Source organism: Rhizobium sp. CB3090 (assembly GCF_029714285.1).
Lineage (GTDB): Bacteria > Pseudomonadota > Alphaproteobacteria > Rhizobiales > Rhizobiaceae > Rhizobium.
Window position 1 is genome coordinate 158059 of sequence record NZ_CP121665.1, and the last position, 21422, is coordinate 179480.

Sequence of the window (21422 nt, forward strand, 5' to 3'; positions counted from 1 at the left end):
TCCATCGGCGCCCCCGATCCAGCACACCGCTCATTCCAGACATGTTGACGTCAGTAGTCATAACTCAGCTCTCCTCGTGTCCGAAAAAAATACTCCTGCGAGGCAAGCGGATTGTGAACTCGGTAAACGCGCCAGGCTCGGTCTCGACATCGATGCTGCCGCCGTGTTGCTTCACGATGATGTCGTAGCTCATGGAAAGTCCGAGGCCGGTGCCTTCGCCAGGCGGCTTTGTGGTGAAGAATGGATTTAACATCTTCTCCCTGATCTCTGCCGGAATGCCAATGCCGTTGTCGCGAATGCGGATTTCGACATGGTCACCGCGGTTGTGCGTGCTGGCGCAGAGCTCGGCCTCAAAGCCAGCGGTGTTTTCGCCGCTTCGCTCGGCAAGGGCATAGAAGCCATTGGACATCAGATTCAGCAACACGCGCGAAATCTCCTGGGGGAATACGTCAGCGGAGCCGGCATCGCGATCGAACTCACGCCTAAGAGTGACGTTGAACTGCAGCTTCTCGGAGCGCGCTCCATGAAAAGCGAGGTTGAGACTGTCTTCGACCAGTGCATTCACGTCCGTCAGCCGGTGTTCGCCGCCGCCTCCCCGCGAATGCAAGAGCATGTTCTTGACGATGGAATCGGCTCGCTTGCCGTGCTGAACGATCTTTTGCAGATTGTCCTTCAACAAGCCGCCCAATTCCTCGAGTTCATCGCGAACGTTGTCGGAAAGCGCGAGCGGCGCGATCGTATTGCTCAGCTCATCCATCAGTTCCGCCGAGAGGGCGGCGAAATTATTGACAAAGTTGAGAGGGTTCTTGATCTCGTGCGCGATGCCGGCAGTGAGCTGCCCGAGCGAGGCTAGTTTCTCGGTCTGCACAAGACGGTCCTGTGCGGCGCTGAGATCATCGAGAGACTTGGATAGCTGCCTCGTCCGCTCCTGCACCTCTTCGAATAGCCGCGCGTTCTCGATCGCGATCGCGGCCTGATCGGCAAACGTGTTGAGAAGATTGATCTGGCTGTCGCTGAATGTCCCCGGCTCGGCACGCGAAATACCGATGGTGCCGATCGCGATGCCGTCGCAAAGCATCGGCACCACGATAATGCTTCGGTATCCTCTAATGCGCGCCATGTCCTTGACGGCTTGGGGGATGCCGGGTTCGGTTTCGATATCAGAGCGGAATGCCATAGCCGAGCTGAGTGCAACTCGGCTGTGAATCCCCGAAGAAGTCAAGGGAGTCGGAAATGAAGACCTGATCTCCGCATGGCTGGCGGGACTTCCCGCGGTGCAGGCTGCCAGATGGAGCATGCCATCCATGACGCGCGTCACAAGCGCCGTTTGACCGCCGAGCAACCGTCGCGAACTCTCGGAAATGACATCGAAAACCGGTTGCACGTCGGTTCGCGACATGGAGATGACGTTGAGAATCTGCGCGGTGACGGCCTGGCGTTCCAACGCAACTTCAAGCTCCGATCGCAGATCGGTGTTCTCGACCGCCGCCGAGCCTAGTTGCTGTTCAAGTTCGTCAATCCTGCGCCTAAGCTCGACGTCCATGGCTAAACCTCGCTAGACGAGAGCGGTCTGATGATGGCTGCGGGTTCACCCCTCGCAATGGCTGTCACCCAGGACAGGCTCTCCGGCGGCATCGCCAATGAGAGGCCGTTGGTCTTACAGTGCCGGTAGACGCGATCAATGACCTCATTTTTGGCCAGCATCCTGCTCGCCGGGCTTGCCACGCAAAACTGCAGCTCGACCTCGATGGCCATTGCATCGATCGCTTTGAGCGCGACGGACGGCGGCGGAATTTTAACGATTCGCTCGCAGCTCCGCAGAACGGCCAGCATGAGGTCCTCAACGACTGACGGCGGCTGAGTGGCGGCGACGTGCACAGCAAGCGCGATCCAGTGCGTTTCGTCGGGACGGCTGAGATTGGTCATTCCTTGTTTTGCAAGGACACTGTTGGGTAAGACGACGACATTGTGCCCGCCGGTCAGCAAATTGGTCGACCGCCAGTTGGTTTCGGCTATGCGCCCTTCCGTCCCGTCGCCAAGCTGGATCCAGTCGCCGATGACGTAAGCACGACCGAGCGTGAGCGCGATCCCGGAAAAGACATCAGCCAGCGTGTTCTGCAGCGCCAAGCCTATGATGATGGCGACCACGCCAGAGGTAGCAACCAACGGGCTGATCGGCGCTCCGAAGACGAAGCCGATGACTGCCAGAGCCACACCGAGATAGACGACGCCGACGATCAGATCCTGCAGCAGATGCGCTTCCCGCGGCTTGTGGTTGAGAGTGATATAGATCTGCACGAAGCCGATCAGCGTCCAAGCGAGATGGAGCCACCAGAGAACCCTCGCGGATTTGGCCAGCAGAATGCCGGCCTCCCGAAGCTCGGCATCGTCGAGACGATAGGGCGACACTCCACCCAGGCCGAGCACGAGGCTCATTCCGGCGAAAAACAGGATCTGCACGATCAGGCGCCCGGTCGGACGGCTGCGCCCCTGAATATGCCAAATGACAATGCCGGCCAGCCCGAGCAAATTGATCAGGACGAATGGAAGGGAATGATGTTCGCCAAGCATAACGGGCTCACCGACGATGATTTCCTGGGGTGGCGCGGGCGGATGCCGAAGGCATCCGCCTCAACGCAGCTACTTCTTGATCGGGAAGGTCATTTCTTTCTGGCTGCTATCGACGACGAAGACCGCCAGCAGCTTGGCCGGTTTGGTCTTGCTGGCATTCTCACTGACGCCATGGCGATCGCCCGGCATCTCGGAGAAGTTCTCGCCAGCTTTGAAAACCTTGACGGGGCCGTCATTGACCTGGCTTCGGATCGCCCCTTCCAGAACCGTCGCATAGATGAAGGCCGAGTTCGGATGGGTGTGGGCCGAAGAAAAGCCTCCTGGGCCGTATTCCACGAGGACGCCCTTGATGCTCTTGCCCGGAACGTTCGGCAGTTCATGCTCGTAGACGAGCGTGACCTTGGCATCCTTCTCGCCTGCAGCGGATGCAACGGCGGTGGTGGACAGCAGAGCGGCCAGGGCGAGGCCGAGAATTGACTTGATCATCTCGAATTCCTTTCTTGAGAGCTGAAGGTGCGGCGCCCGCGGCGCTACATCTTGTTCATTCATTTGCGGGCGGAAGTGGCGAACCACTGCTCGAAGGCGATATGACCGAGGCGTGGATTGCCATCGGAAACGAGCGAGCCATCCTCCAGCCTGGCGCCAAAATAGCGCGCATCGGGATCCCCTTCGACATTGCGCGCATCACCCATAGCCTTCAGATAGCGGGCGACGAGCTCGTTCATCCGGACGCGTTCCGGACCGGAGATTTCGATCACACCGTTCATGGTGGCCGCCGTCGCGGCGGCGGCCATGGCGTCGGCGACGTCATCCGAAGCGATCGGCTGCACGTAGGCCGTCGGCAGCCGCACAACGTTCCCGATGGTGGCGGATTGGGCGATACCGCCTAAGAATTCCATGAACTGCGTCGAATGGACGATCGTATAGGGGATGCCCGATTCCCTGATGATCTTTTCCTGGGCGACCTTGGCACGCATGTAGCCGCTTTGGGGCAGACGATCGACGCCGATGATGGAAAGGGCGATATGATGCTTCACCCCGGCCTTCTTTTCCGCTGCCGCCAGATTGCGGCCTGAGGTCTCGAAGAATTCGAGCACGGCTTTGTCCTCGAAGGAGGGCGAGTTTGCGAGGTCCATGACGACGGAGGCGCCGGCAAGTGCTTCGGTCAGCCCTTCGCCGGTGATCGTATTGACACCCGTATTGGGGGAGGCGGCGATAACCTCGTGGCCCTGCTTGCGAAGGCGGTCGGCTGTCTTCGAACCGATGAGGCCGGTTCCGCCTATGATAACGATTTTCATGAGCTTCTCCATGTACGGCCGCTTTGCGCACCGCATTGTTCATTCGTTTCTGAATGATTGGCCGAGGATTGGGCAGGTCCTGCCGGTTCCGCAGATACACTCAGCTGAGCCGGGATGTGGCCTAAAAGGCCGCGCACCGGCTCAGCTCTATTGCACTATGGGTCAGTAGTCCCAGAAGACCGGAACCCAACGGAAATGATCGCCGTCGGCTGCCACATGACCGACGGAGGGGAACGGCATGTGAGTGGCCACCAGAAGCTCACCGGTCTCCGCCAGCTCCCGCAAAAGACGGAGGCGGACGCGGGCAGCTTCTTCCGGATCGTGTTCGAAGCCGTTGAACCAGTCGGGGTGATCGAAGCCGACCGCGAACACCGCATCGCCTGCAAACATCAGCCGGTCCTTGCCGGAGGCCACGCGGACCACACTATGGCCAGGTGTGTGACCGCCGGTTCGAGAGACAACCACGCCGGGCGCCACCTCGTGCTCATCATCGAACAATCTGAGGTGGCTGTCGTACTCTTTCCTGAATTGCTTCGCAGCAGCCCGAAGCGCATCCGGGAAGCCGGGCGGCATGGATACATGAGAGAAATCGGGCGCCTCCCAAAATTTGACCTCTGCCGCCGCAACATGGATCCTGAGATCTGGACGCAGCCGCGCCTTCACCCCGTCAACGAGCAGCCCGCCAACGTGGTCCATATGCATATGGGTCAGCACCACGTCGGTAACGGATCCAAGGTCGATGCCGGCGGCTTCCAGTCGCTTGATCAATTGCCCGGCCCGCGGCAGGTTCAATTCCGGGTCCAACCCCAGACCGGCGTCGATGAGAATCGTCTGCTTACCGCTGCGCACCACAACGACGTTCAGCGCCCAGTCGAAAGCGTCTTGCGGCAGGAACATGTCTTTCAGCCAGGCCGCATGATCGGCAGGGTCGGCATTGTATCCCAGCATCTTGGTCGGCAGCGGCAACACGCCGTCGCTGATCACGAGCACCTCGATATCACCGATCTGCACCGCGTAGCGTGACGGGACCAGTTCGTCGGCGCCCTTTCTCCCGACGCGTGAGTTGTTTTCCAAGCTCATGTTAGTCTCCTGTTGAGCAATCGTGTGAGGTTTTGTTTCTGTCTGCGACATGATGCGCTCCTGTTTTGCGTGATCGAAATGGTCACAAGCCACGGCGCGGATTTTATGTTGAGGGGCATTTGGCGGTCGATCCGGCCAAGGGAGAGGAAAGGCTATACCCGAGGATAGGGCCGCCCATGCTCTCGGCGTGTCGCGGCGCAGAAGACTTGCAGTGAAGAGGCTGGCATGAATTCTCGCCGGCCGGACGATGTCCTGCCCCTCCCGTCCTGCCGATAATGCATCTCGGTGCTGAGGGCTGTGGATTGGATAATGCCGGGCGGATGCACCCGCCCGGCCTACTCGCATCTGGTCCGGAATTAGGCGGCCCGCTTGTGATCCGCCGGATGCTGCAGCCGGAAGCCGATCGCCAGCCGGTTCCAGGCATTGATCATGGCGATGCCGATAGACAATGCCAGAAGTTCATCTTCCGAAAAGACGCCATGTACCGCTTCATAATCGGCGTCAGGCGCACGGCTCTCGGCGATATTGGTCAGCGACTCCGCCCATGCGAGCGCCGCACGCTCGCGGTCCGTGTAAAGCTGCGATTCATGCCAGGCATTCAGCAAGAGCATGCGCTCTTCCGTCTCGCCCAGGTTGAGCGCATCATGACGATGCAGATGCAAGCAATGAGCGCAGCCGTTGATCTGCGACACGCGCACCTTGACGAGCTCCATCAGTTTGGGATCGAAGCTCTTGGCAATCCAGGCCTCGACGGCGACGAGGCCATCGATGCTGTCATTCTTCCTGGCCAATATGTTCAAACGCTTGGTCATCCTGTTCTCCGTTGATTGATTGCGATCGGAAAGCTGGGCACATCGCCCGGATCACCAACTATTCCTGACGTCGTGGATCAACCATCTGGCCGGAAGGTGCGCCCGGCTGGTCTCTGAGGTCACAATGCCTTGCCGATCGATCGGATTGCTCGGCATTTGCGCCATCTCATCCTATACTTCAGCAGTGGATGGGCGCATCTCACGTAGAATGGCTTGCCACCACAAACCCACGCATTCTCCCGGCATAGGCAACCGCTATGTTAGGAGAAAGCAGATGCTCAAAATCATAAAGATCTTGGCGCTTGGCGTCGCGATCGCCACGCTGACTGTCACCGGCGCACAATCCCAAGATCACGATCTCAAACCGACAATCGTTCTCGTTCATGGCGCCTTTGCTGAATCGTCGAGCTGGGATGCTGTGATCACCCGTCTGACGAAGGATGGCTATGTGGCGATCGCGGCGGCCAACCCGCTTCGCGGCGTCGCATCGGATGCCGCATCCGTCGCATCCGTCGTCCGTGCGATCCACGGACCGGTGATCCTGGTGGGCCATTCCTATGGCGGACCGGTCATCACCGAAGCTGCGAACGGCAGTCCGAACGTGAAAGCCCTTGTTTATGTCGCAGGTTTCATGCCGGACACCGGCGAATCCAGCGCCACCCTATCGGGAAAATTCCCGGGTAGCACGCTTGCCGACACGCTTGCGCCGGTGACGCTGCCAGACGGCAAACAAGACCTCTACATTCAACGGTCCAAGTTTCAACTCCAGTTCGCTGCGGACGTTCCAGACGACAAGGCCGCGCTGATGGCTTCGACGCAGCGGCCCGTCGCCCAGGCTGCGCTCGCCGAACCCTCCGGGGTCGCGTCGTGGAAGCTGCTGCCGTCCTACATGATCTACGGATCTTCCGATCGCAGCATTCCGCCGGCGGTTATGCAATTCATGGCCTCGCGGGCACACGCCGTGAAGACCGTTGTGATCGACGGGGCCTCGCACGCAGTCCCGGTGTCACATCCCAGCGAAGTCGCCGCTCTCATCGAAGAGGCGGCATCCGCCCAGTGACTGGCCGCATTGTCGGTCTTGAGGCTCCTCCTCAAATGAAATTGCGGGCACGGTTCCTGGCGCCGCTCTGCCGGCATCCGGGCGAAACGCACCACCGACAATCCGAACAAGGTGGCCCCATCTAAAGCAAGCCCGATCCGTCCCATTTCATACCATTGTTGCGAAAACCGGCGCATCAAACAATGCGCCGGCCATCCATCTCCAAATACTGTTCGACCCTACCGAGTAACGGTCAGTAGTCCCACCAGGCCGGCACCCAGCGGAAGAGGTCCCCGGCTGCAGCGACGCGACCCACGGATGGGAAGGGCATGTGCGTCGAGATCAGCCAGGAGCCCGTATCTGCAAGTTCGCGCATGAGACGGAGTCGAACGCGCGTGGCTTCTTCCGGATCATGTTCGAAACCGTTGTGCCATTCCGGATGATCGAACGATACCGGGAAGATCGCATCGCCGCCGAACATCAGGCGATCCTTGCCGGACTTCACCCGAACGACGCTATGTCCAGGTGTGTGACCGCCAGTACGGGTTACGGAAACGCCGGGAGCCACTTCAGCCTCGTCCTTGAAGGTGCGGATGTGGCTGCCGTAGACATTCATGAAGTCGAGCGATGCCTTGCGGGCGAGTGCCGCGAGCGTCGGTGGCATGGCAGTGCGGGAGAAATCGGGCGACTTCCAGAATTCGGTTTCGGCGGCGCAGACGTGCACGCAGAGATCGGGACGCAACTTCTCCTTCACACCTTCGGCAAGAAGGCCACCGACGTGGTCGAAATGCATGTGGGTCAATACGACATCCGTAACAGATCCGAGATCGATACCCGCGGCTTCCAGCCGATGCACGAATTGCCCTGCGCGCGGAAAGTCCGGATATTCCTCGCCGAGGCCGCTGTCGATAAGCATCGTCTGCTTTCCTGTGCGGACGACCACGGCATTGAGTGCCCAGTCGAAGGCCTCCTTCGAAAGAAATTGACTATCCAACCAAGCCCCGCGGACGGAAGGGTCAGCATTGGTTGCCATCGATTCAGCCGGCGGCGTCAGGACACCGTCGCTGATCACCATGACGTCGATATCACCGACCTGTACTGCGTAGCGCGACGGAACCCGTTCGTCAGGTCCGGGCTTGGCTTGCTGATCCACCGGTCGTGATGTTGCCTCTACGTTCGACATAATACGCTCCAGTTGTAAGTTTGACGCGTGGCAATCAAGAGCCACATGGCTGAACCTAAGGGCGCGAGTGTTGCCGGTCGAGTTATGCGCGGGTACGGGTGGTGCAATCCAAAGGATTGCACCCCATGACGTTTCGGACATGAGGGCGGTCGAATCGCTTCCTGCACCGTACGGACAATCTCCGAGATAACGCCCTCTACTATTCCGGCGACGATACCTTGATCCCACCGGCATATGGCGGTCGTTGAATCGCCGTCGCTCGCCATCAAGGCCGACAAACCGGCTAGCTAGTCGTTCGATGCGATCACCTAAACTTTCGCACAGTCCGCAGATGCTTTCGGCCAATAGTTTTCCGGGCCGCCGGTCGCCATCCTCGTTCGCATTTCAATCATCGGGAAAGATAAAAATATGCAGGACATATCAAACGCCTCGGCTATCGGCATCTCGCGCCGCGCCGCGCTGCTAAGCGGCCTCACCGCCGGTATCGCAGTGGGCTTGCCCGCGGTTGCCGCCGCAAAGACTGCGAAGCAGCCTCTCCCCGCCACCATCAACACCGGAAAGCACGCAATGAGCACGATCACCGCCAAGGACGGCACCGAAATCTACTATAAGGACTGGGGGACCGGCCCGGTCGTCACCTTCTCGCACGGCTGGCCTCTGAATTCCGATGCCTGGGACGGCCAGATGCTGTTCCTCGCCCAGCAGGGCTTCCGCGTTGTGGCACACGATCGCCGCGGCCATGGACGCTCCAGCCAGCCGACGTCGGGCAATGACATGAACGGATACGCCGACGATCTGGCTGCCGTTATCGAGGCGCTGGACCTCAGGGACGCAACGCTGATCGGCCACTCCACCGGCGGCGGCGAGGTCGCCCGCTATATCGGCCGGCATGGCACGAAGCGTGTCGCCAAGGCCGTCCTCATCGGCGCCGTGCCGCCGGTCATGGTCAAATCGGCGGCCAATCCGGAAGGCCTGCCGATCGAGGTGTTCGACGCGATCCGCGCCGGTCTCGTCAGGGATCGTTCACAGTTCTACCGAGACTTTGCCCTGCCATTCTACGGCGTCAATCGATCGGGCTCGAGCGTCTCCCAAGGCACTCTCGACCAGTTCTGGCGCTTGAGCATGCAGGCCGGCCTGCTCAACGCCTATGAATGCGTCAAGGCATTCTCCGAAACCGACTTCACGGAAGACCTGCGGAAGTTCGACGTGCCGACGCTCGTCCTGCATGGCGAAGACGACCAGATCGTTCCGATCAAGGATTCCGCCGTCAAATCCGCGCGGCTGATCAAGGGTGCCAAGGAGATCTACTATCCCGGCGCGCCGCATGGCATCACCGCCACCCATCAGGACCGGGTCAACGCCGACCTGCTCGCCTTCCTCAAGGCTTGAGCTGGCCACGGCTCGTGGAGCAAGCCGCCCGGCTCCGCAAGCCGTCCTGAACTGGCGCGGCCTTGCCGCGCCAGTTCGTCGATCCCATTCCATCATCACCTTTTCGGAGGTCAGCCAACATGCCGAAGACTTGGCTCATAACCGGCAGTGCCGGCGGGATCGGCCGAAGCACGGCCGAACTCGTGCTCGCACGCGGCGACAACCTCATCGCAACGGCCCGCAACATCGACCGCCTTCTCGACCTTGCGCGCCGCTACGAGGAGCATGCTGAACTCATCGCACTCGATGTGACGGACTTGACGGCATCGCACGGTGCAGTCAAAACCGCGGTGGAACGGTTCGGATGCCTCGACGTGCTGGTGAACAACGCCGGCTATGCGCATCTCAGCCCTTTCGAACAGGTCTCTGAAGATGATTTCAGAGCGGAGATCGACACCAATTTCTACGGCGTGGTCAATCTGACGCGCGCGGCACTCCCCGTGATGCGCCAGCAAAAATCGGGACATATCATCAACATCTCGTCCAGCTCGGCGCGCTTCGGCAGTCCCGGTTCCACCGCCTATAGCGCGGCGAAATGGGCGGTGAGCGGCTTTACCGCTTCGCTCGCCAAGGAAGTCAAGCCGTTCGGCGTCAAGGCCGTCGCCATTGAGCCGGGCAGCATCCGCACAAACTGGACACGGGTCGCCCGCAGCCATGTCCCGCCGCTGCTGCCGGAATACGAACCGACCATCGGCGCGATCATGAGGATGACGGAGGGCTATGCCGGCACCGAGCCCGGCGATCCCGACAAGGTGGCCGCTGTCATCTTCAATCTTTCACGCCTCGACGATTTGCCGGAACAGCTCGTCCTCGGAAGCGACGCGTTGGCGAATTGCCCAGAACGATGCGGTCCGATCGACGGCCGCACTCCAGTGGAACGAGTTCAGCCGGTCGACAGACTTCCACGAGGATGCCATGCCCTTGCGGCTTTTGGACTGAGACAGGAACCAAGCGACGGCATTCCCGTGAATACATGGATTTCCATAAGTTGCGGCCGCGCGGTGGCGCGAATAGTGTACGACTCTGGATCGCTGATGCTGCTATCGAGACTAGCCGCTCGATATGCCGGCGCCGCCAAGCTGATATTCCCTGCAGGAGCCGCCGATGACGCGTGTCTGGTCGTACCGCCCCCAACTCCTGCACCTAGGTCTGTTTTTTGCAGCCTACGTCCTGGGTTGCGGCTTCGCACAGGCACTTGCAATCGTACCTGGAACTGGCATTTCCATATGGCCACCGAGCGGGCTTTTCATTGCAACGCTTATGCTCGCACCCAAGCAGAGCTGGCCGTGGTGGGTGTTGGTCGGCGGCCTCGGAGAGCTATTCGGCAATGTCCTGTGGTTCCACAGCCCGCTGCCCGCCGCCATTCTGATTTATGCCGGCAACGCGCTCGAAGCCATGGTCGGCGCATGGCTCGTAAACAAGGCTTTGGGTCGGCCGGTTCGGCTGGAAACCCTACGGGAAGTCCTTGTATTCATCGCGTTAGGCGCCGGAGTTGCCCCGCTGGTGAGCGCGACGGTCGGAAGTGCGACGCTGGCGTGGTTCGGCATATTTTCGCAAACCTTCCTAGGCGCGTGGCCTCTCTGGTGGATCGGGGATGCCACTGGGGTCCTGATCGTCGGGCCCCTCGCGTTGGTCGTGATCCAGAACTGGAGCAGCAAGGCCAAGCTATCTGTTGCGCGGTGGCTTGAAGCATGCGTCGTGGGACTTATTCTTCTCGGCGTCGCGGCCCTTTCGCTCGGCGGCTATCTGCCCTTCGCCTATATCGTCATGCCGCCACTGCTTTGGGCCGCGGTGCGTTTCGAATTCAAGGGGGCTGCCGTTACTCTCGCCCTCCTCGCACTCATAACCGCGATCTTCACGATATCCGGCGCCAGCCAGTTCGCCGGAAATCCCGAGAGCCAGCGCCATAACCAGATCATGCTGCAACTCTTCTTGGCGATCTCGGCATTTTCGGCTCTGATCATTGCCGCCATATCGCGGCAGCACCAGCTCGCCTTGCTGACATTGCGTCAGAGTGTGGAGGCCTTGCGCGACCGGGAGCGAGAGCTCTCGCAGATCGTGAACATGGTCCCAGTCCACATCAGACGGCTGACGCCCGAAGGCGAGCCGACCTTCTTCAACAAGCGCCTTGTGGATTTTTTTGGGCTTGATCTGCAACAGTTGAAGACGCCAGGCACAAGCCAGTTAGCGGCAAACATCGAGACTTTGGTCCACCCAGATGATGCGCCCGGTCTACTGCAGGCGGTGCGCCATGCTGTCGCAACAGGCGAGCCATACTCGATGAAGTATCGCATGCGCCGCTCGGATGGCGTCTATCGCTGGGTCGATGGCCGGGGGGAACCATTGCGAGACGAAGGCGGGAAGATCGTACAATGGTTTGCGATCTCGATCGACATCGATGACGAGGTACGGGCGCAGGAAGCGCTGCGACAGAGCGAACAAAAGCTCCAGCAGCTCATCGACGCGGTGCCTGCTCTAATTTGGGCGACAACGTCGGATGGAATGCCATCCTACATCAACAAACGGTTCAGAGATGTAACGGGGGCCAGTCTGGCGGATATTACGGCACCTGACGGGTCGCCATCGCTCAGTGTCATTCATCCGGAGGATGCCGACGCGGCCCGGCAGGCCATCCAGCATTCGTTCCGCACAGGCGATCCTTACATCCAAAGATATCGTCAGCGCCGAACCGACGGCACTTATCGCTGGACCGAGACGCGCGCAGAGCCGTTGCGGGACGATACCGGCACCATCCTGCAGTGGTACGGCGCCAGTGTCGATATCCACGATCTCGTGATCGCACAAGAGGCTTTGCAACAAAGCGAGCGCCGCTATCGCGACCTGTTTCACTATATGCCCATCGGGCTCGCCCAGGTGGATGCCGGAAAGCTGGTTCCGTTGTTCAAGGAGCTGCGGGCCGAGGCTATCACGGATCTCAAAGCCTATATCGACAAGCATCCCGAATTTCTGGCGCGCGCGCTCGAGGCTCTCGAAATCGAAGAAGCCAACCGTCACCTGACGGAAATGTTGGGAGCTAATGACCAGGAGGAGGTGCGGGGTCCTATCACTCGCTATTGGCAGCCAGGCCTCGCCACCATCCGCCGCGCCATAGAGTCGCGTTATCGCGGCGAGGAGGTCTTTCAAGAGGAAACCAAGGTGGCGCGAATGGACGGCAGCGTCATGCACGTCGTTTTCGCAACTGCCCGCCCCGGCGCCGTCGCCGACAAGAGCCTGGTCGGCTTCATTGACATCACCGAACGCAAGAAGGCCGAGGAGGCGTTGCGCAATCGGGAGCGGGAGCTCTCGCAGCTTGTGGACGCCCTGCCGGTCCACATCTGGAGCTGGACGCCTGCTGGCGAGCTGGCCTACGTCAACAAACGATCTTTGGAGGACCTCGGCCTTTCCAAGGCGAACTTCGAAGATACCGTTCGGGTGGCGCAAAAGCTGGTTCATCCCGAAGATGCCCCCCATGTGCTGCGAGCATCAGCCAATTCTCTTAAAACTGGCGAGGCCTTCATGATGCGGTATCGCCGGCGTTGGAAAGATGGCAACTACCGCTGGATAGAGGCACGCGCGCAGCCTCTGCGCGATCAAGATGGAGCGATCGTTCACTGGTATCAGGTGTCCATCGACATCGACGATCAGGTGCAGGCGGAAGAAGCGCTGAAGAGCAGCAAACGGCAATTGGAGCAGATGATCGACACCCTGCCGATCAACATCCTGAGCTTCGCTCCATCGCGCAGGATGACCTATGCGAGCAGACGATATCTGGACAATGTCGGTCCACCGACACCCGACATCGAGGACTTCGATTCGCTGGCGAGAGATTTGGCTCACCCTGAAGACTTTCCGATCATGTTTCAGAGAGCAAAGAATGGCTTCGCGACCGGCCAGCCTTTCATAAACCGGTTCCGCAGGCGCACCAAGGATGGAGCCTATCGGTGGATCGAAGCCCGCGCGCAGCCTCTGCTCGATGCCGATGGTGCGATCGTGCAATGGTACATAATCTCGATCGATATCGAAGATGAGATGCTTGCGCAGGAGGCGTTGCGAGAAAGAGAACGCTTTCTTTGGCAATTGGTGGAAACGTTGCCGGCAATGATCGATTGCGCCGCGCCGAACGGCGAGCCAGTCTATCGCAGCCAGCAACTCCGGGAGTTCCTTGGCTACGAACTGGAAGACTTGGACGGCACGAAGAAATCACGGCTGAACGGCACGCTCGATGCAGGGGTGCACCCAGAGGATCTTGCTGGGGTCAAGGAACAGTACGCCCGTTGCCTGTCGACCGGCGAGCCCTACGCGCGCAGGCACCGCTTGCGCCGGTTCGATGGCGAATATCGCTGGGTCGAGACGCGAGCCGCGCCGATGCGCGACAATGAAGGCGCAATCGTACAATGGAATGTGATCTGCCTGGATGTCGATGGCGAGGTCCGGATGCAGGAGGAGTTGCGCATGGCGCATGAAAGGCTGGCGCGCGCCAGCCAGGCTGCGAGCCTTGCCGAGCTTTCCGCGTCTATCGCACACGAGGTGAATCAGCCTCTGGCGGCAATCGTCGCCAATTCGCATGCATGCTACCGCTGGCTATCGGCTGATCCCGTCAATGTCGAGCGTGCTAAGATCACCACTGAGCGCGTCATCCGCGATGCCAATTCGGCGGCGGAAGTCGTCAGCCGCGTCCGGGCGCTGTTCAAGCAATCCGTGGAGAATAGGATCAGCCTGTCGCTCTCCGGTGTTATCACGGAAGCGTGCAACCTGGTGGCGGGCGAGGCTTTGCGCCGTCGCATCCGGATCGACATCGACGTGGAAGACAAGCTTCCGCCCATGGCGGTCGACCGCGTCCAGATCCAGCAGGTCCTGATCAATCTCATCCGCAATGGCATGGAGGCAATGGACGCCGTTGCGGGGGAAAAAACCATCGGCGTGCGCGCCCATCGCGCGGGCAGCGAGGTGCAGACCGAAATAGGTGACCGGGGAGACGGCATCGAGTTCCCGGATCAGATCTTCGAACCTTTCTTCACGACGAAAGAGAACGGAATGGGCATGGGTCTCGCTATCTGCCGTTCGATCGTCGAGGCGCATGGCGGGCGTTTATGGGCCGAGAAAAATGAACCGCGTGGCGCGCGGTTCATTTTCACCTTACCAACCGTGGGGAAAGCGGCGCCATGACACCGGATGACTATGTTGTTTTCATCGTCGACGATGACGAGCGCATCAGGGAGGCGCTCGGCGAGCTCCTGGAGACTCACGGCATGCGCGCCATCGCCTTCGGTTCGGCGGGGGACTATGTCGACGCCGACAAGCCGGATCTGCCAGCCTGCCTGATACTCGACGTCGAACTGCCCGATATCAACGGCCTCGAACTGCAGCGGCAAATCGCCGAGGGCGATCATCCGCCGATCGTCTTCATCACCGGCCATGGCGACATCCCTTCCTCTGTGCGGGCGATCAAGCACGGCGCGGTGGATTTTCTCACCAAACCGTTCAGCGACGCGGACCTCATGGCCGCGGTTCACACCGCAATTTTCGAGGATAGGCGAAAGCGATCGGAACGGGCTGAACTAAGCCTTCTGAAGCAGCGTTATCTCGAATTGACGCCACGCGAACGCGATGTGCTGCCGCTCGTGGTCAGCGGCCTGCTCAACAAGCAGGCGGCATCGCAACTCGGAATCAGCGAAGTGACACTGCAAATCCATCGGAGGAATGTAATGCAGAAAATGGCGGCGGCATCGCTCGCCGACCTCGTGCGCATAGCGGAGCGATTGGGAATACCGATCACCCATTCGCGTCGTGCGGGAGGAAATTGAGGATGGAGAAGACAAGACCAATCGTCGCGGTAGTCGATGACGATGCGAGGCTGCTCGAATCGCTGGAGGAACTGCTGGAGTCCGCCGGCTATGAAGCTTGCTGTTTCCGGTCGGCTGAGCATCTGCTCGCCCGCGGCCTGTCGAACCTGGATTTGTTGATCACTGATATTGGCATGTCGGGCACGAACGGCTTTGAGCTTCGTGACACTGTCAACAAGGCGCGTCCGGAACTGCCGGTATTCCTCGTCACAGGCCGCCACGAGATCGCCGATCAGGGCCGTGCCAAAGGCATTGACGGCTTTTTTCGAAAACCATTCGATGCGCCTGCCCTACTCATCGCGATAGGGGAAGCTTTACAGAAATCGAGACATGGAGGGTGACATGAGAATTGACCAGCCGCTCCGAAGAACGGCACCGTTGTCGCGGCAGCACAAGAATGAAGCAATCGAACCGATCGTGATCATCGTTGATGACGATGCGGCTGTTCGCGAGGCCTTGTCGGAACTGATCCTCTCGGCGGGCCTGCAGCCAGTGAGCTTCGCCTCGACCCACGAAGTGCTTGATGCCGACGTACTGGACAGCCCCGGCTGTCTGATCCTTGACGTGCGCATGCCGGGGGCGAGCGGCCTTCACCTGCAGCACCATCTGCTGGAAAGCGGTAATGCGAAGCCGATCATCTTCTTAACCGGTCACGGCGACATTCCGATGACCGTTCAGGCGATGAAAGCAGGCGCTGTCGATTTCCTCACCAAGCCGGTACGCGACCAGACGCTGCTCGATGCCGTGATCGCCGGCATTGCGCTCGACGCGGCGCGACGGGCCAATGCTTTGGTCGTCAAGCGGAATATCGAGCGCCTGGTGACACTGACGCAGCGCGAACGCGAAATCCTGCGCGAGGTAGCACGCGGACGCCTTAACAAGCAGATCGCTTTCGACCTAGGGATAAGTGCAGTCACGGTCAAGTTGCACCGCGCAAATGCCATGCGCAAGATGGGAGCCGGCTCCATCGGCGAGCTGATCAGGGCCTGGGAGACGCTGCCCGCCGCAATGCGGGAGGCCGGTGGCGCCACGTTCTAATAGAGTCAATACGGCCCGAGGAGTGCGTTGTGCTCACATCAACTCAACGGCCCTCGCCTCACGTGCGATGAAGTCGCAGAACAGCTTGACGCGCGATGGCACGGTGCGGCCGAAGGCATGCAAAGCATTGAATGGCAGGCGCGGAAGCGCGATCTCCGATGCAAGAGTTACAAGCGTGCCGGTTTGCAACTCCTTCGCCACCAAGCTCCGCAGCAGATATGCGGCACCCAGTCCTGCAAGTGCCGCCTGGATGAGCGCAGCGCCTGAATCGCAATCGACACGGCCGGCGGGAACAAAGCTGCTGCCGTCCGCCAGGCGCACAGGCTGGATCATGCCGCCGAGCACGTAGCGGGCAAAGGGTACAGTTGCCAGATGTTCGGCGGACAGCGGATTGCCTACGGTCTCAAGAAAAGCCGGAGATGCGACGATTGCCAGCGACAGATCGGCCAGGTGACGGACCATAAGATCGCCCTGCGTCGCGTCGTATCCAGGGCGCGTGCCGCGGCGCTGAAGGAGCCGGCCTGTACCGTTCGCACGAAGGCCATCAATCCAGACGTCTCGCTCAGTAGATTCGGCATTCGCGACTCCGCGGCACAAATCATGTGCCCGTTCATGATCTAACGGCTGAGGGTGCTCAGGTCTATCTCAACCGTAGCTGAAAGGAGATAACCAATGCAGCACCTCAAAGACAAGGTCGCCGTTATTACTGGCGGCAATAGCGGTATCGGCAGGGCAACCGCCAAGCTTTTCGCCGAAGAAGGCGCGAGGGTCATAATCACCGGCCGGCGGCAGGATGTCGTCGACGAAGCAGTGCGCGATATCGGTGATCATGCCATTGGCATCGTGGGCGATGTCGCCGACCTCGAACATCACCGAGAGGTTGTCGACATGGTAGAGAACCATTTTGGTGGCCTCGATATCTATATGGCCAATGCTGGCGTCATCAATCTCACTGCGTCCCACAATGTGACACCGGAAGACTATGATCGCCATTTCGCCATCAATACGCGCGGTGTGTTCTTCGGCGTGCAGACGATCGCACCGCTGATCCGCGATGGCGGCAGCATCATTGTCACGAGTTCACTCGCCGCGACAAAAGTGTTGCCGGACCACGCCGTCTATGCGGGATCGAAAGCCGCCGTCGCCGCCTTCGCGAAGAACTGGGCGATCGAGCTTAAGTCTCGCCGCATCCGCGTCAACATCCTCAGTCCAGGGCCGGTTGAAACCGAAATCCTCGGCAAGCTCGGCGTATCAGATGCTGAGCGCCCGGCATTCGAGGATCACATGGCATCGCTCATCCCGGCGGGGCGGCTGGGGCAGCCGGAAGAGCTGGCGCGCGCCGCGCTCTTCCTCGCCTCAGATGCGGGGAGCTTCGTCAACGGGATCGAACTTCATGCCGACGGCGGCATGACCCTGGCTTGAAAGGACCGGAAAATGCAGAATACAGGCTCCCGGTCAGCCGATCGGGAGTCGGGGCCGACCGGAAGTGAACGGGGCGGCGTGACGCAGCAGCAGGTCGAACGGGCTCGACATGCCGCCGACGATTCGCCCGCCATCTTTTCATGACCACAACCCATCTAACGCTTTTTCTGCTCCACCTTCCTCACAAGCTACATGGCTATCAGCGTCAGTGGTCAAATCGCAGTCTGTCCGGATGTGCAACACCGCCGTCCGACGCAACTGTCTCGTTGCCCATTGCTCGGTCCAGCAAGCGGAGATTGCCGATTGGCCATTAACCTGTGCAATCGCATTGCAGTTGAAGGGATACGAATCTGCGACCCATTATTTACTTCGTCAGCGAAATCAATTTGTCATCGCTCCGCAGCCTGACGGTTGTGAGGAAACCGGGTTTTCAGGTTACCCGATTAGATACACTTTGATCCAATCCACTGCGCAAAACCCGCTCCTTCACCGCGAATTATGGCCGTCACAGCCATGGAGTGCGTCTGGTTATCGTGCAATATGTTGGAACGCCTGAACCGTAGATTTCCGAGGTCCCATGTCTGAACTCGATTGGCTGAGCCAGCTACTGCAAATCATCACGGTTACCGGCCAGCTCGAGGTACGCTGTGCCTACGGCGCTCCGTGGCGCATTAGCTGGAACCGGGCTGCGGCGAACGAAATTCCCTATCACGTCATCGTCAGGGGCCGGGCGATCTTTGAGGATCCGGAGGCAAGGACCCGGCGAGAATTGACGAGCGGCGATATCGTGCTGCTGCCACATGGTGCGGCCCATGTATTGCACGACGGCAGCGGGCAGACGCCAGTCCCTACTCAGCAACGGCAGAGTGCTGCCGGCTGGACGCTGAGCGAGAACGACAGCAACGACGAGCAACTCGACCTGTTGTGTGGCCGGTTCTTCATCGCCCCACCTCATGATCGGCTGATCCGCAACTACCTGCCCCTCGATCTGGTTGCACGGACCATGGATGGCCCCGGAGAAGAGGGGGTCGTGTCCGCAACTGGCCAACTCTCCAGTCTGGTGGGACTGATGCGCATGGAAGCGGCCGGCGACCGACCGGGAGGACGCGCCGTTCTCAATGCACTATCTTCGGCTCTTTTTACGCTGGTGTTGCGCGCAGCCAGCGAGTCCGCACAGGCTCCCGAGGGTTTGTTGGCGTTGGCCGGCCACCCGCGATTGGCGCCGGCAATCAGCGCCATGCTCGCTGATCCGGCCAAGCCTTGGAAACTGCCTGATTTGGCGGGCCTGTGTGGCATGTCCCGGGCCACGTTCATGCGACACTTCCAGGACAGGCTCGGTTGCTCGGCGCTAGACCTGTTGACTGATCTGCGCATTAGTCTGGCTGCGAACGAGCTCAAGAAGCCGGCGATCAGTACCGAGGCAATCGCCGAAACGGTCGGCTATCAATCCGTTTCGGCATTCCGGCGTGTGTTCGCCGAGAAGATGGGGATGACGCCAGGGGAGTGGCGCAGGCTGGCGCAGACCGGCGCGAAAAGAGCGATCTAGCGCTCACCTAAGATTTGATCCTTTCGAGCATTATATTGAGGCAATTCAGTCTCGATAATATCGCCGACGTTCGTAAAATCGGCTCCGTAATCACTTGATGAGGGAGCCACCCAATGAACTACATCAGCAACACAGCCTGCGAAACTGCGCCGACGAATGCGGTCATCGAAATCATCCTCAGCCGCAGCGCCGCCAAATATTACGACACCACCGCCACACTGAGCCACGATCAGATCCGGGATCTGGTGCGCATCGGCACGTCGGCGCCGACGTCATTCCACCTGCAGAACTGGCGGTTTATCGCGGTGCGCACGCCTGAAGCCAAGGCCCGGCTCCATCCGATCGCCTGGAAGCAGCCCGCGATCATCGACGCCGCGGTGACTTTTATCATCGTGGGCCAATTGGCCGATGCCAGCACCGTTCCCGAGCGTCTAGCGCCGGTCGTGGAAGCCGGCATCATGCCCGCCCACCTGGTGCCGGAATGGGAAGCACCCGCTCGCAGCCTCTATGACAATCAGCCGCAACGGCAGCGTGACGAGGCGGTGCGTTCTGCGACCTTTGGTACCGCCGCAATCATCTATGCGGCGCGCTCGCTTGGCCTCGGGTCGACGCCGATGATCGGCTTCGACGCGGAAGCCGTGCATCGCGAGTTCGGCCTCGCCGAAGATGAAATCCCGGTGATGCTCTTGACCGTCGGACCCGAGCGGTCTGGCAACTGGCCGCAGAAGCCACGCCTGCCCGTGGCCGACGTCCTGTCCTTCGCATAACCCACAACTCAATCAACATTTATGGAGACTACCATGACCAGAACGACCGTTCTGACGCCGGAAAAGGTGCCGGCTGCATCCAAAGAGACCTTCGATGCTTTCACGAGAAACATCGGCTTCACCCCAAACATGATGGCGGCCTTTGCGCAAAGCCCGATCGCCTTCAACGCATGGGCTGCCCTGCTCGGCTCACTCAGCAAGGCGCTTGACGTGAGGACACGAGACAGCATCGGCCTTGCTGTCTCCGAAGTGAATGGCTGCAACTATTGTCTCACGGTTCACAGCTTCACCGCCGAACATATGGCAAAGCAGTCAGCCGATGAGATCATTCTCGCTCGCAAGGGCCACGCGAATGACCCGAAGCGGGATGCGGCAGTGCAGTTCGCGCGCAAGGTGATCGAGACCCGAGGGCAAGTCGGCGATGCTGATCTGCAGACTGTTCGCGATGCCGGGTTCACCGAAGCGAACATCATCGAGATCGTCGCACTGGTGGCCATGTACACGCTGACGAACCTGTTCAACAACGTCTTCGATCCCGACAAAGACTTTCCCGCCGTTGCCCCGGCCGGCGCGATCTGAGTTCTGCTTTCTCGCAACCTCATGAAGCTGTTGGATCAATCCCATGAACATTCTCCACATCGATAGCAGTCCGCGCCAACAATCAGATAGCCGTCAGCTTTCGGCGGCGATCGTTAAAAGGCTTCTTGAGGTTGCGCCTGGCGCGGACATCATCCGGCGTGATTTAGGCGCCGATCCCCTACCTCAAACCGTAGCCCTTTATGCCGCCGCACTGGCGTCGCCGGCTACTTTGGCCGCCCCGCCGGCAGGGTCGCTGGATCTTTCCAAACAGCTTATTCGGGAGGTCGAAGCGGCAGATGCGGTCGTCATCGGAACGCCGATGCACAATCTGACCATTCCCTCGGTCCTCAAGGCCTGGATTGACCAGATCCTGCGTGTCGGCCGTACAATGAAATCAACGCCGACCGGAAAAGTCGGAATGCTTCGCGACCGTTCGGTCTTTGTCGGCGTGGTATCCGGTGGATTCTTCACCGGCGAGCGCGCCAACCAACCGGATTTTCTGACGCCCTATCTGTCCGTCGCGCTCAGCTCCATCGGGCTGAAGAGCCAGCAGTTTCTGCCACTTCAAGGAACTGCCTTCCTTGGCTGGGAGCATGCGGCAGAGGCGAGAGACAAGACGCTTGCGGCTCTGGACCTCACCGCCGTTGAGGAGCGCCTGACCGAAATCCAGCATCAACCCGTAATGATCGCGAACGTCGGCTGGATGCATGCCGACCTCCCCTCGCTCAGCGAGCGTCGCCACGCGCACACTGAGGACACAAGGCTTCGAACGTCCGCACATCAACCATCCGGCGCAGCCGGACCATCAACATGAGG

The 21422-nt window shown here is 60.1% G+C and carries 18 protein-coding genes and 2 pseudogenes; 12 read left to right on the top strand and 8 right to left on the bottom strand.

The window, feature by feature from the left end; translation table 11 throughout:
* Positions 1–64: 64 nt before the first annotated feature.
* The 6 genes from QA646_RS30215 to QA646_RS30240 form a co-directional block, all read right to left on the bottom strand.
* On the bottom strand, positions 65–1543 hold the full coding sequence (locus QA646_RS30215) for a sensor histidine kinase (protein ID WP_283061072.1): 1479 nt from the start codon (positions 1541–1543) through the stop codon (positions 65–67).
* A gap of 2 nt (positions 1544–1545) precedes the next feature.
* The gene (locus tag QA646_RS30220) at positions 1546–2571 is read right to left on the bottom strand and encodes a mechanosensitive ion channel family protein (RefSeq protein ID WP_283061073.1); all 1026 of its coding nucleotides are present in this window, start codon (positions 2569–2571) and stop codon (positions 1546–1548) included.
* Between the two features lie 69 nt (positions 2572–2640).
* Positions 2641–3057 (bottom strand): cupin domain-containing protein, encoded by a 417-nt coding sequence (locus QA646_RS30225; RefSeq protein ID WP_283061074.1) that lies wholly within the window; start codon positions 3055–3057, stop codon positions 2641–2643.
* 59 nt (positions 3058–3116) lie between these two features.
* A complete protein-coding gene (locus QA646_RS30230; protein WP_283061075.1) occupies positions 3117–3869 on the bottom strand; it encodes an SDR family oxidoreductase in 753 nt (250 codons plus the stop codon).
* 162 nt (positions 3870–4031) lie between these two features.
* Complete coding sequence (locus QA646_RS30235) at positions 4032–5000, bottom strand: MBL fold metallo-hydrolase (RefSeq protein ID WP_283061076.1); 969 nt, start codon at positions 4998–5000, stop codon at positions 4032–4034.
* 305 nt (positions 5001–5305) lie between these two features.
* On the bottom strand, positions 5306–5761 hold the full coding sequence (locus tag QA646_RS30240; protein ID WP_283061077.1) for a carboxymuconolactone decarboxylase family protein: 456 nt from the start codon (positions 5759–5761) through the stop codon (positions 5306–5308).
* Between the two features lie 274 nt (positions 5762–6035).
* Between QA646_RS30240 and QA646_RS30245 the strand changes: the two genes are divergently transcribed.
* The gene (locus QA646_RS30245) at positions 6036–6821 is read left to right on the top strand and encodes an alpha/beta hydrolase (RefSeq protein WP_283061078.1); all 786 of its coding nucleotides are present in this window, start codon (positions 6036–6038) and stop codon (positions 6819–6821) included.
* 232 nt (positions 6822–7053) lie between these two features.
* Here QA646_RS30245 and QA646_RS30250 read toward each other — a convergent pair whose 3' ends face one another.
* Positions 7054–7983 carry an MBL fold metallo-hydrolase gene (locus tag QA646_RS30250; protein WP_283061079.1) on the bottom strand — a complete coding sequence of 310 codons (930 nt, stop codon included), beginning with the start codon at positions 7981–7983 and terminating at the stop codon, positions 7054–7056.
* A gap of 408 nt (positions 7984–8391) precedes the next feature.
* On the opposite strand from QA646_RS30250, the gene QA646_RS30255 reads away from it, so the two are divergent.
* From QA646_RS30255 to QA646_RS30280, 6 genes and pseudogenes are all read left to right on the top strand, one after another.
* The gene (locus QA646_RS30255; RefSeq protein WP_283061080.1) at positions 8392–9372 is read left to right on the top strand and encodes an alpha/beta hydrolase; all 981 of its coding nucleotides are present in this window, start codon (positions 8392–8394) and stop codon (positions 9370–9372) included.
* 119 nt (positions 9373–9491) lie between these two features.
* Positions 9492–10001 (top strand): annotated as a pseudogene (locus QA646_RS30260) (SDR family NAD(P)-dependent oxidoreductase); the annotation flags it as partial.
* Between the two features lie 514 nt (positions 10002–10515).
* A complete protein-coding gene (locus QA646_RS30265; RefSeq protein ID WP_283061081.1) occupies positions 10516–14577 on the top strand; it encodes a PAS domain-containing protein in 4062 nt (1353 codons plus the stop codon).
* Positions 14574–15215, top strand: a complete 642-nt coding sequence (locus QA646_RS30270; RefSeq protein ID WP_283061082.1) for a response regulator — start codon at positions 14574–14576, stop codon at positions 15213–15215. The genes QA646_RS30265 and QA646_RS30270 overlap by 4 nt, the downstream gene beginning before the upstream one ends.
* A 2-nt stretch (positions 15216–15217) precedes the next feature.
* Positions 15218–15595: a response regulator gene (locus tag QA646_RS30275; RefSeq protein WP_283061083.1), complete on the top strand. Its 378-nt coding sequence runs from the start codon at positions 15218–15220 to the stop codon at positions 15593–15595.
* Between the two features lies 1 nt (position 15596).
* A complete protein-coding gene (locus QA646_RS30280; protein ID WP_283061084.1) occupies positions 15597–16292 on the top strand; it encodes a response regulator transcription factor in 696 nt (231 codons plus the stop codon).
* A gap of 33 nt (positions 16293–16325) precedes the next feature.
* On the opposite strand, the pseudogene QA646_RS30285 reads toward QA646_RS30280, so the two are convergent.
* Positions 16326–16906, bottom strand: a pseudogene (locus QA646_RS30285) (LysR substrate-binding domain-containing protein).
* A gap of 58 nt (positions 16907–16964) precedes the next feature.
* Here QA646_RS30285 and QA646_RS30290 point away from each other — a divergent pair.
* From QA646_RS30290 to QA646_RS30310, 5 genes are all read left to right on the top strand, one after another.
* Complete coding sequence (locus QA646_RS30290; protein ID WP_283061085.1) at positions 16965–17714, top strand: glucose 1-dehydrogenase; 750 nt, start codon at positions 16965–16967, stop codon at positions 17712–17714.
* A 577-nt stretch (positions 17715–18291) separates the two neighbouring features.
* Positions 18292–19260 (top strand): AraC family transcriptional regulator, encoded by a 969-nt coding sequence (locus QA646_RS30295; RefSeq protein ID WP_283061086.1) that lies wholly within the window; start codon positions 18292–18294, stop codon positions 19258–19260.
* Positions 19261–19373: 113 nt separating this feature from the next.
* Positions 19374–20027 carry a nitroreductase family protein gene (locus QA646_RS30300; protein WP_283061087.1) on the top strand — a complete coding sequence of 218 codons (654 nt, stop codon included), beginning with the start codon at positions 19374–19376 and terminating at the stop codon, positions 20025–20027.
* Positions 20028–20060: 33 nt separating this feature from the next.
* Entirely contained in the window at positions 20061–20606 is a 546-nt protein-coding gene (locus QA646_RS30305) for a peroxidase-related enzyme (protein ID WP_283061088.1), read from the top strand.
* Positions 20607–20649: 43 nt separating this feature from the next.
* Positions 20650–21420 carry an NAD(P)H-dependent oxidoreductase gene (locus QA646_RS30310; RefSeq protein WP_283061089.1) on the top strand — a complete coding sequence of 257 codons (771 nt, stop codon included), beginning with the start codon at positions 20650–20652 and terminating at the stop codon, positions 21418–21420.
* Positions 21421–21422 lie beyond the last annotated feature (2 nt).

Excerpts from the sequence above, each read along its gene's own strand:
- QA646_RS30300 (WP_283061087.1), top strand. The coding sequence starts at position 19,374 with ATGAACTACATCAGCAACACAGCCTGCGAAACTGCGCCGACGAATGCG.
- QA646_RS30215 (WP_283061072.1), bottom strand. The coding sequence starts at position 1,543 with ATGGACGTCGAGCTTAGGCGCAGGATTGACGAACTTGAACAGCAACTA.
- QA646_RS30235 (WP_283061076.1), bottom strand. The coding sequence starts at position 5,000 with ATGTCGCAGACAGAAACAAAACCTCACACGATTGCTCAACAGGAGACT.
- QA646_RS30265 (WP_283061081.1), top strand. The coding sequence starts at position 10,516 with ATGACGCGTGTCTGGTCGTACCGCCCCCAACTCCTGCACCTAGGTCTG.
- QA646_RS30250 (WP_283061079.1), bottom strand. The coding sequence starts at position 7,983 with ATGTCGAACGTAGAGGCAACATCACGACCGGTGGATCAGCAAGCCAAG.
- QA646_RS30305 (WP_283061088.1), top strand. The coding sequence starts at position 20,061 with ATGACCAGAACGACCGTTCTGACGCCGGAAAAGGTGCCGGCTGCATCC.
- QA646_RS30275 (WP_283061083.1), top strand. The coding sequence starts at position 15,218 with ATGGAGAAGACAAGACCAATCGTCGCGGTAGTCGATGACGATGCGAGG.
- QA646_RS30220 (WP_283061073.1), bottom strand. The coding sequence starts at position 2,571 with ATGCTTGGCGAACATCATTCCCTTCCATTCGTCCTGATCAATTTGCTC.
- QA646_RS30295 (WP_283061086.1), top strand. The coding sequence starts at position 18,292 with ATGTCTGAACTCGATTGGCTGAGCCAGCTACTGCAAATCATCACGGTT.
- QA646_RS30310 (WP_283061089.1), top strand. The coding sequence starts at position 20,650 with ATGAACATTCTCCACATCGATAGCAGTCCGCGCCAACAATCAGATAGC.
- QA646_RS30290 (WP_283061085.1), top strand. The coding sequence starts at position 16,965 with ATGCAGCACCTCAAAGACAAGGTCGCCGTTATTACTGGCGGCAATAGC.
- QA646_RS30245 (WP_283061078.1), top strand. The coding sequence starts at position 6,036 with ATGCTCAAAATCATAAAGATCTTGGCGCTTGGCGTCGCGATCGCCACG.
- QA646_RS30230 (WP_283061075.1), bottom strand. The coding sequence starts at position 3,869 with ATGAAAATCGTTATCATAGGCGGAACCGGCCTCATCGGTTCGAAGACA.
- QA646_RS30270 (WP_283061082.1), top strand. The coding sequence starts at position 14,574 with ATGACACCGGATGACTATGTTGTTTTCATCGTCGACGATGACGAGCGC.
- QA646_RS30225 (WP_283061074.1), bottom strand. The coding sequence starts at position 3,057 with ATGATCAAGTCAATTCTCGGCCTCGCCCTGGCCGCTCTGCTGTCCACC.
- QA646_RS30255 (WP_283061080.1), top strand. The coding sequence starts at position 8,392 with ATGCAGGACATATCAAACGCCTCGGCTATCGGCATCTCGCGCCGCGCC.
- QA646_RS30240 (WP_283061077.1), bottom strand. The coding sequence starts at position 5,761 with ATGACCAAGCGTTTGAACATATTGGCCAGGAAGAATGACAGCATCGAT.
- QA646_RS30280 (WP_283061084.1), top strand. The coding sequence starts at position 15,597 with ATGAGAATTGACCAGCCGCTCCGAAGAACGGCACCGTTGTCGCGGCAG.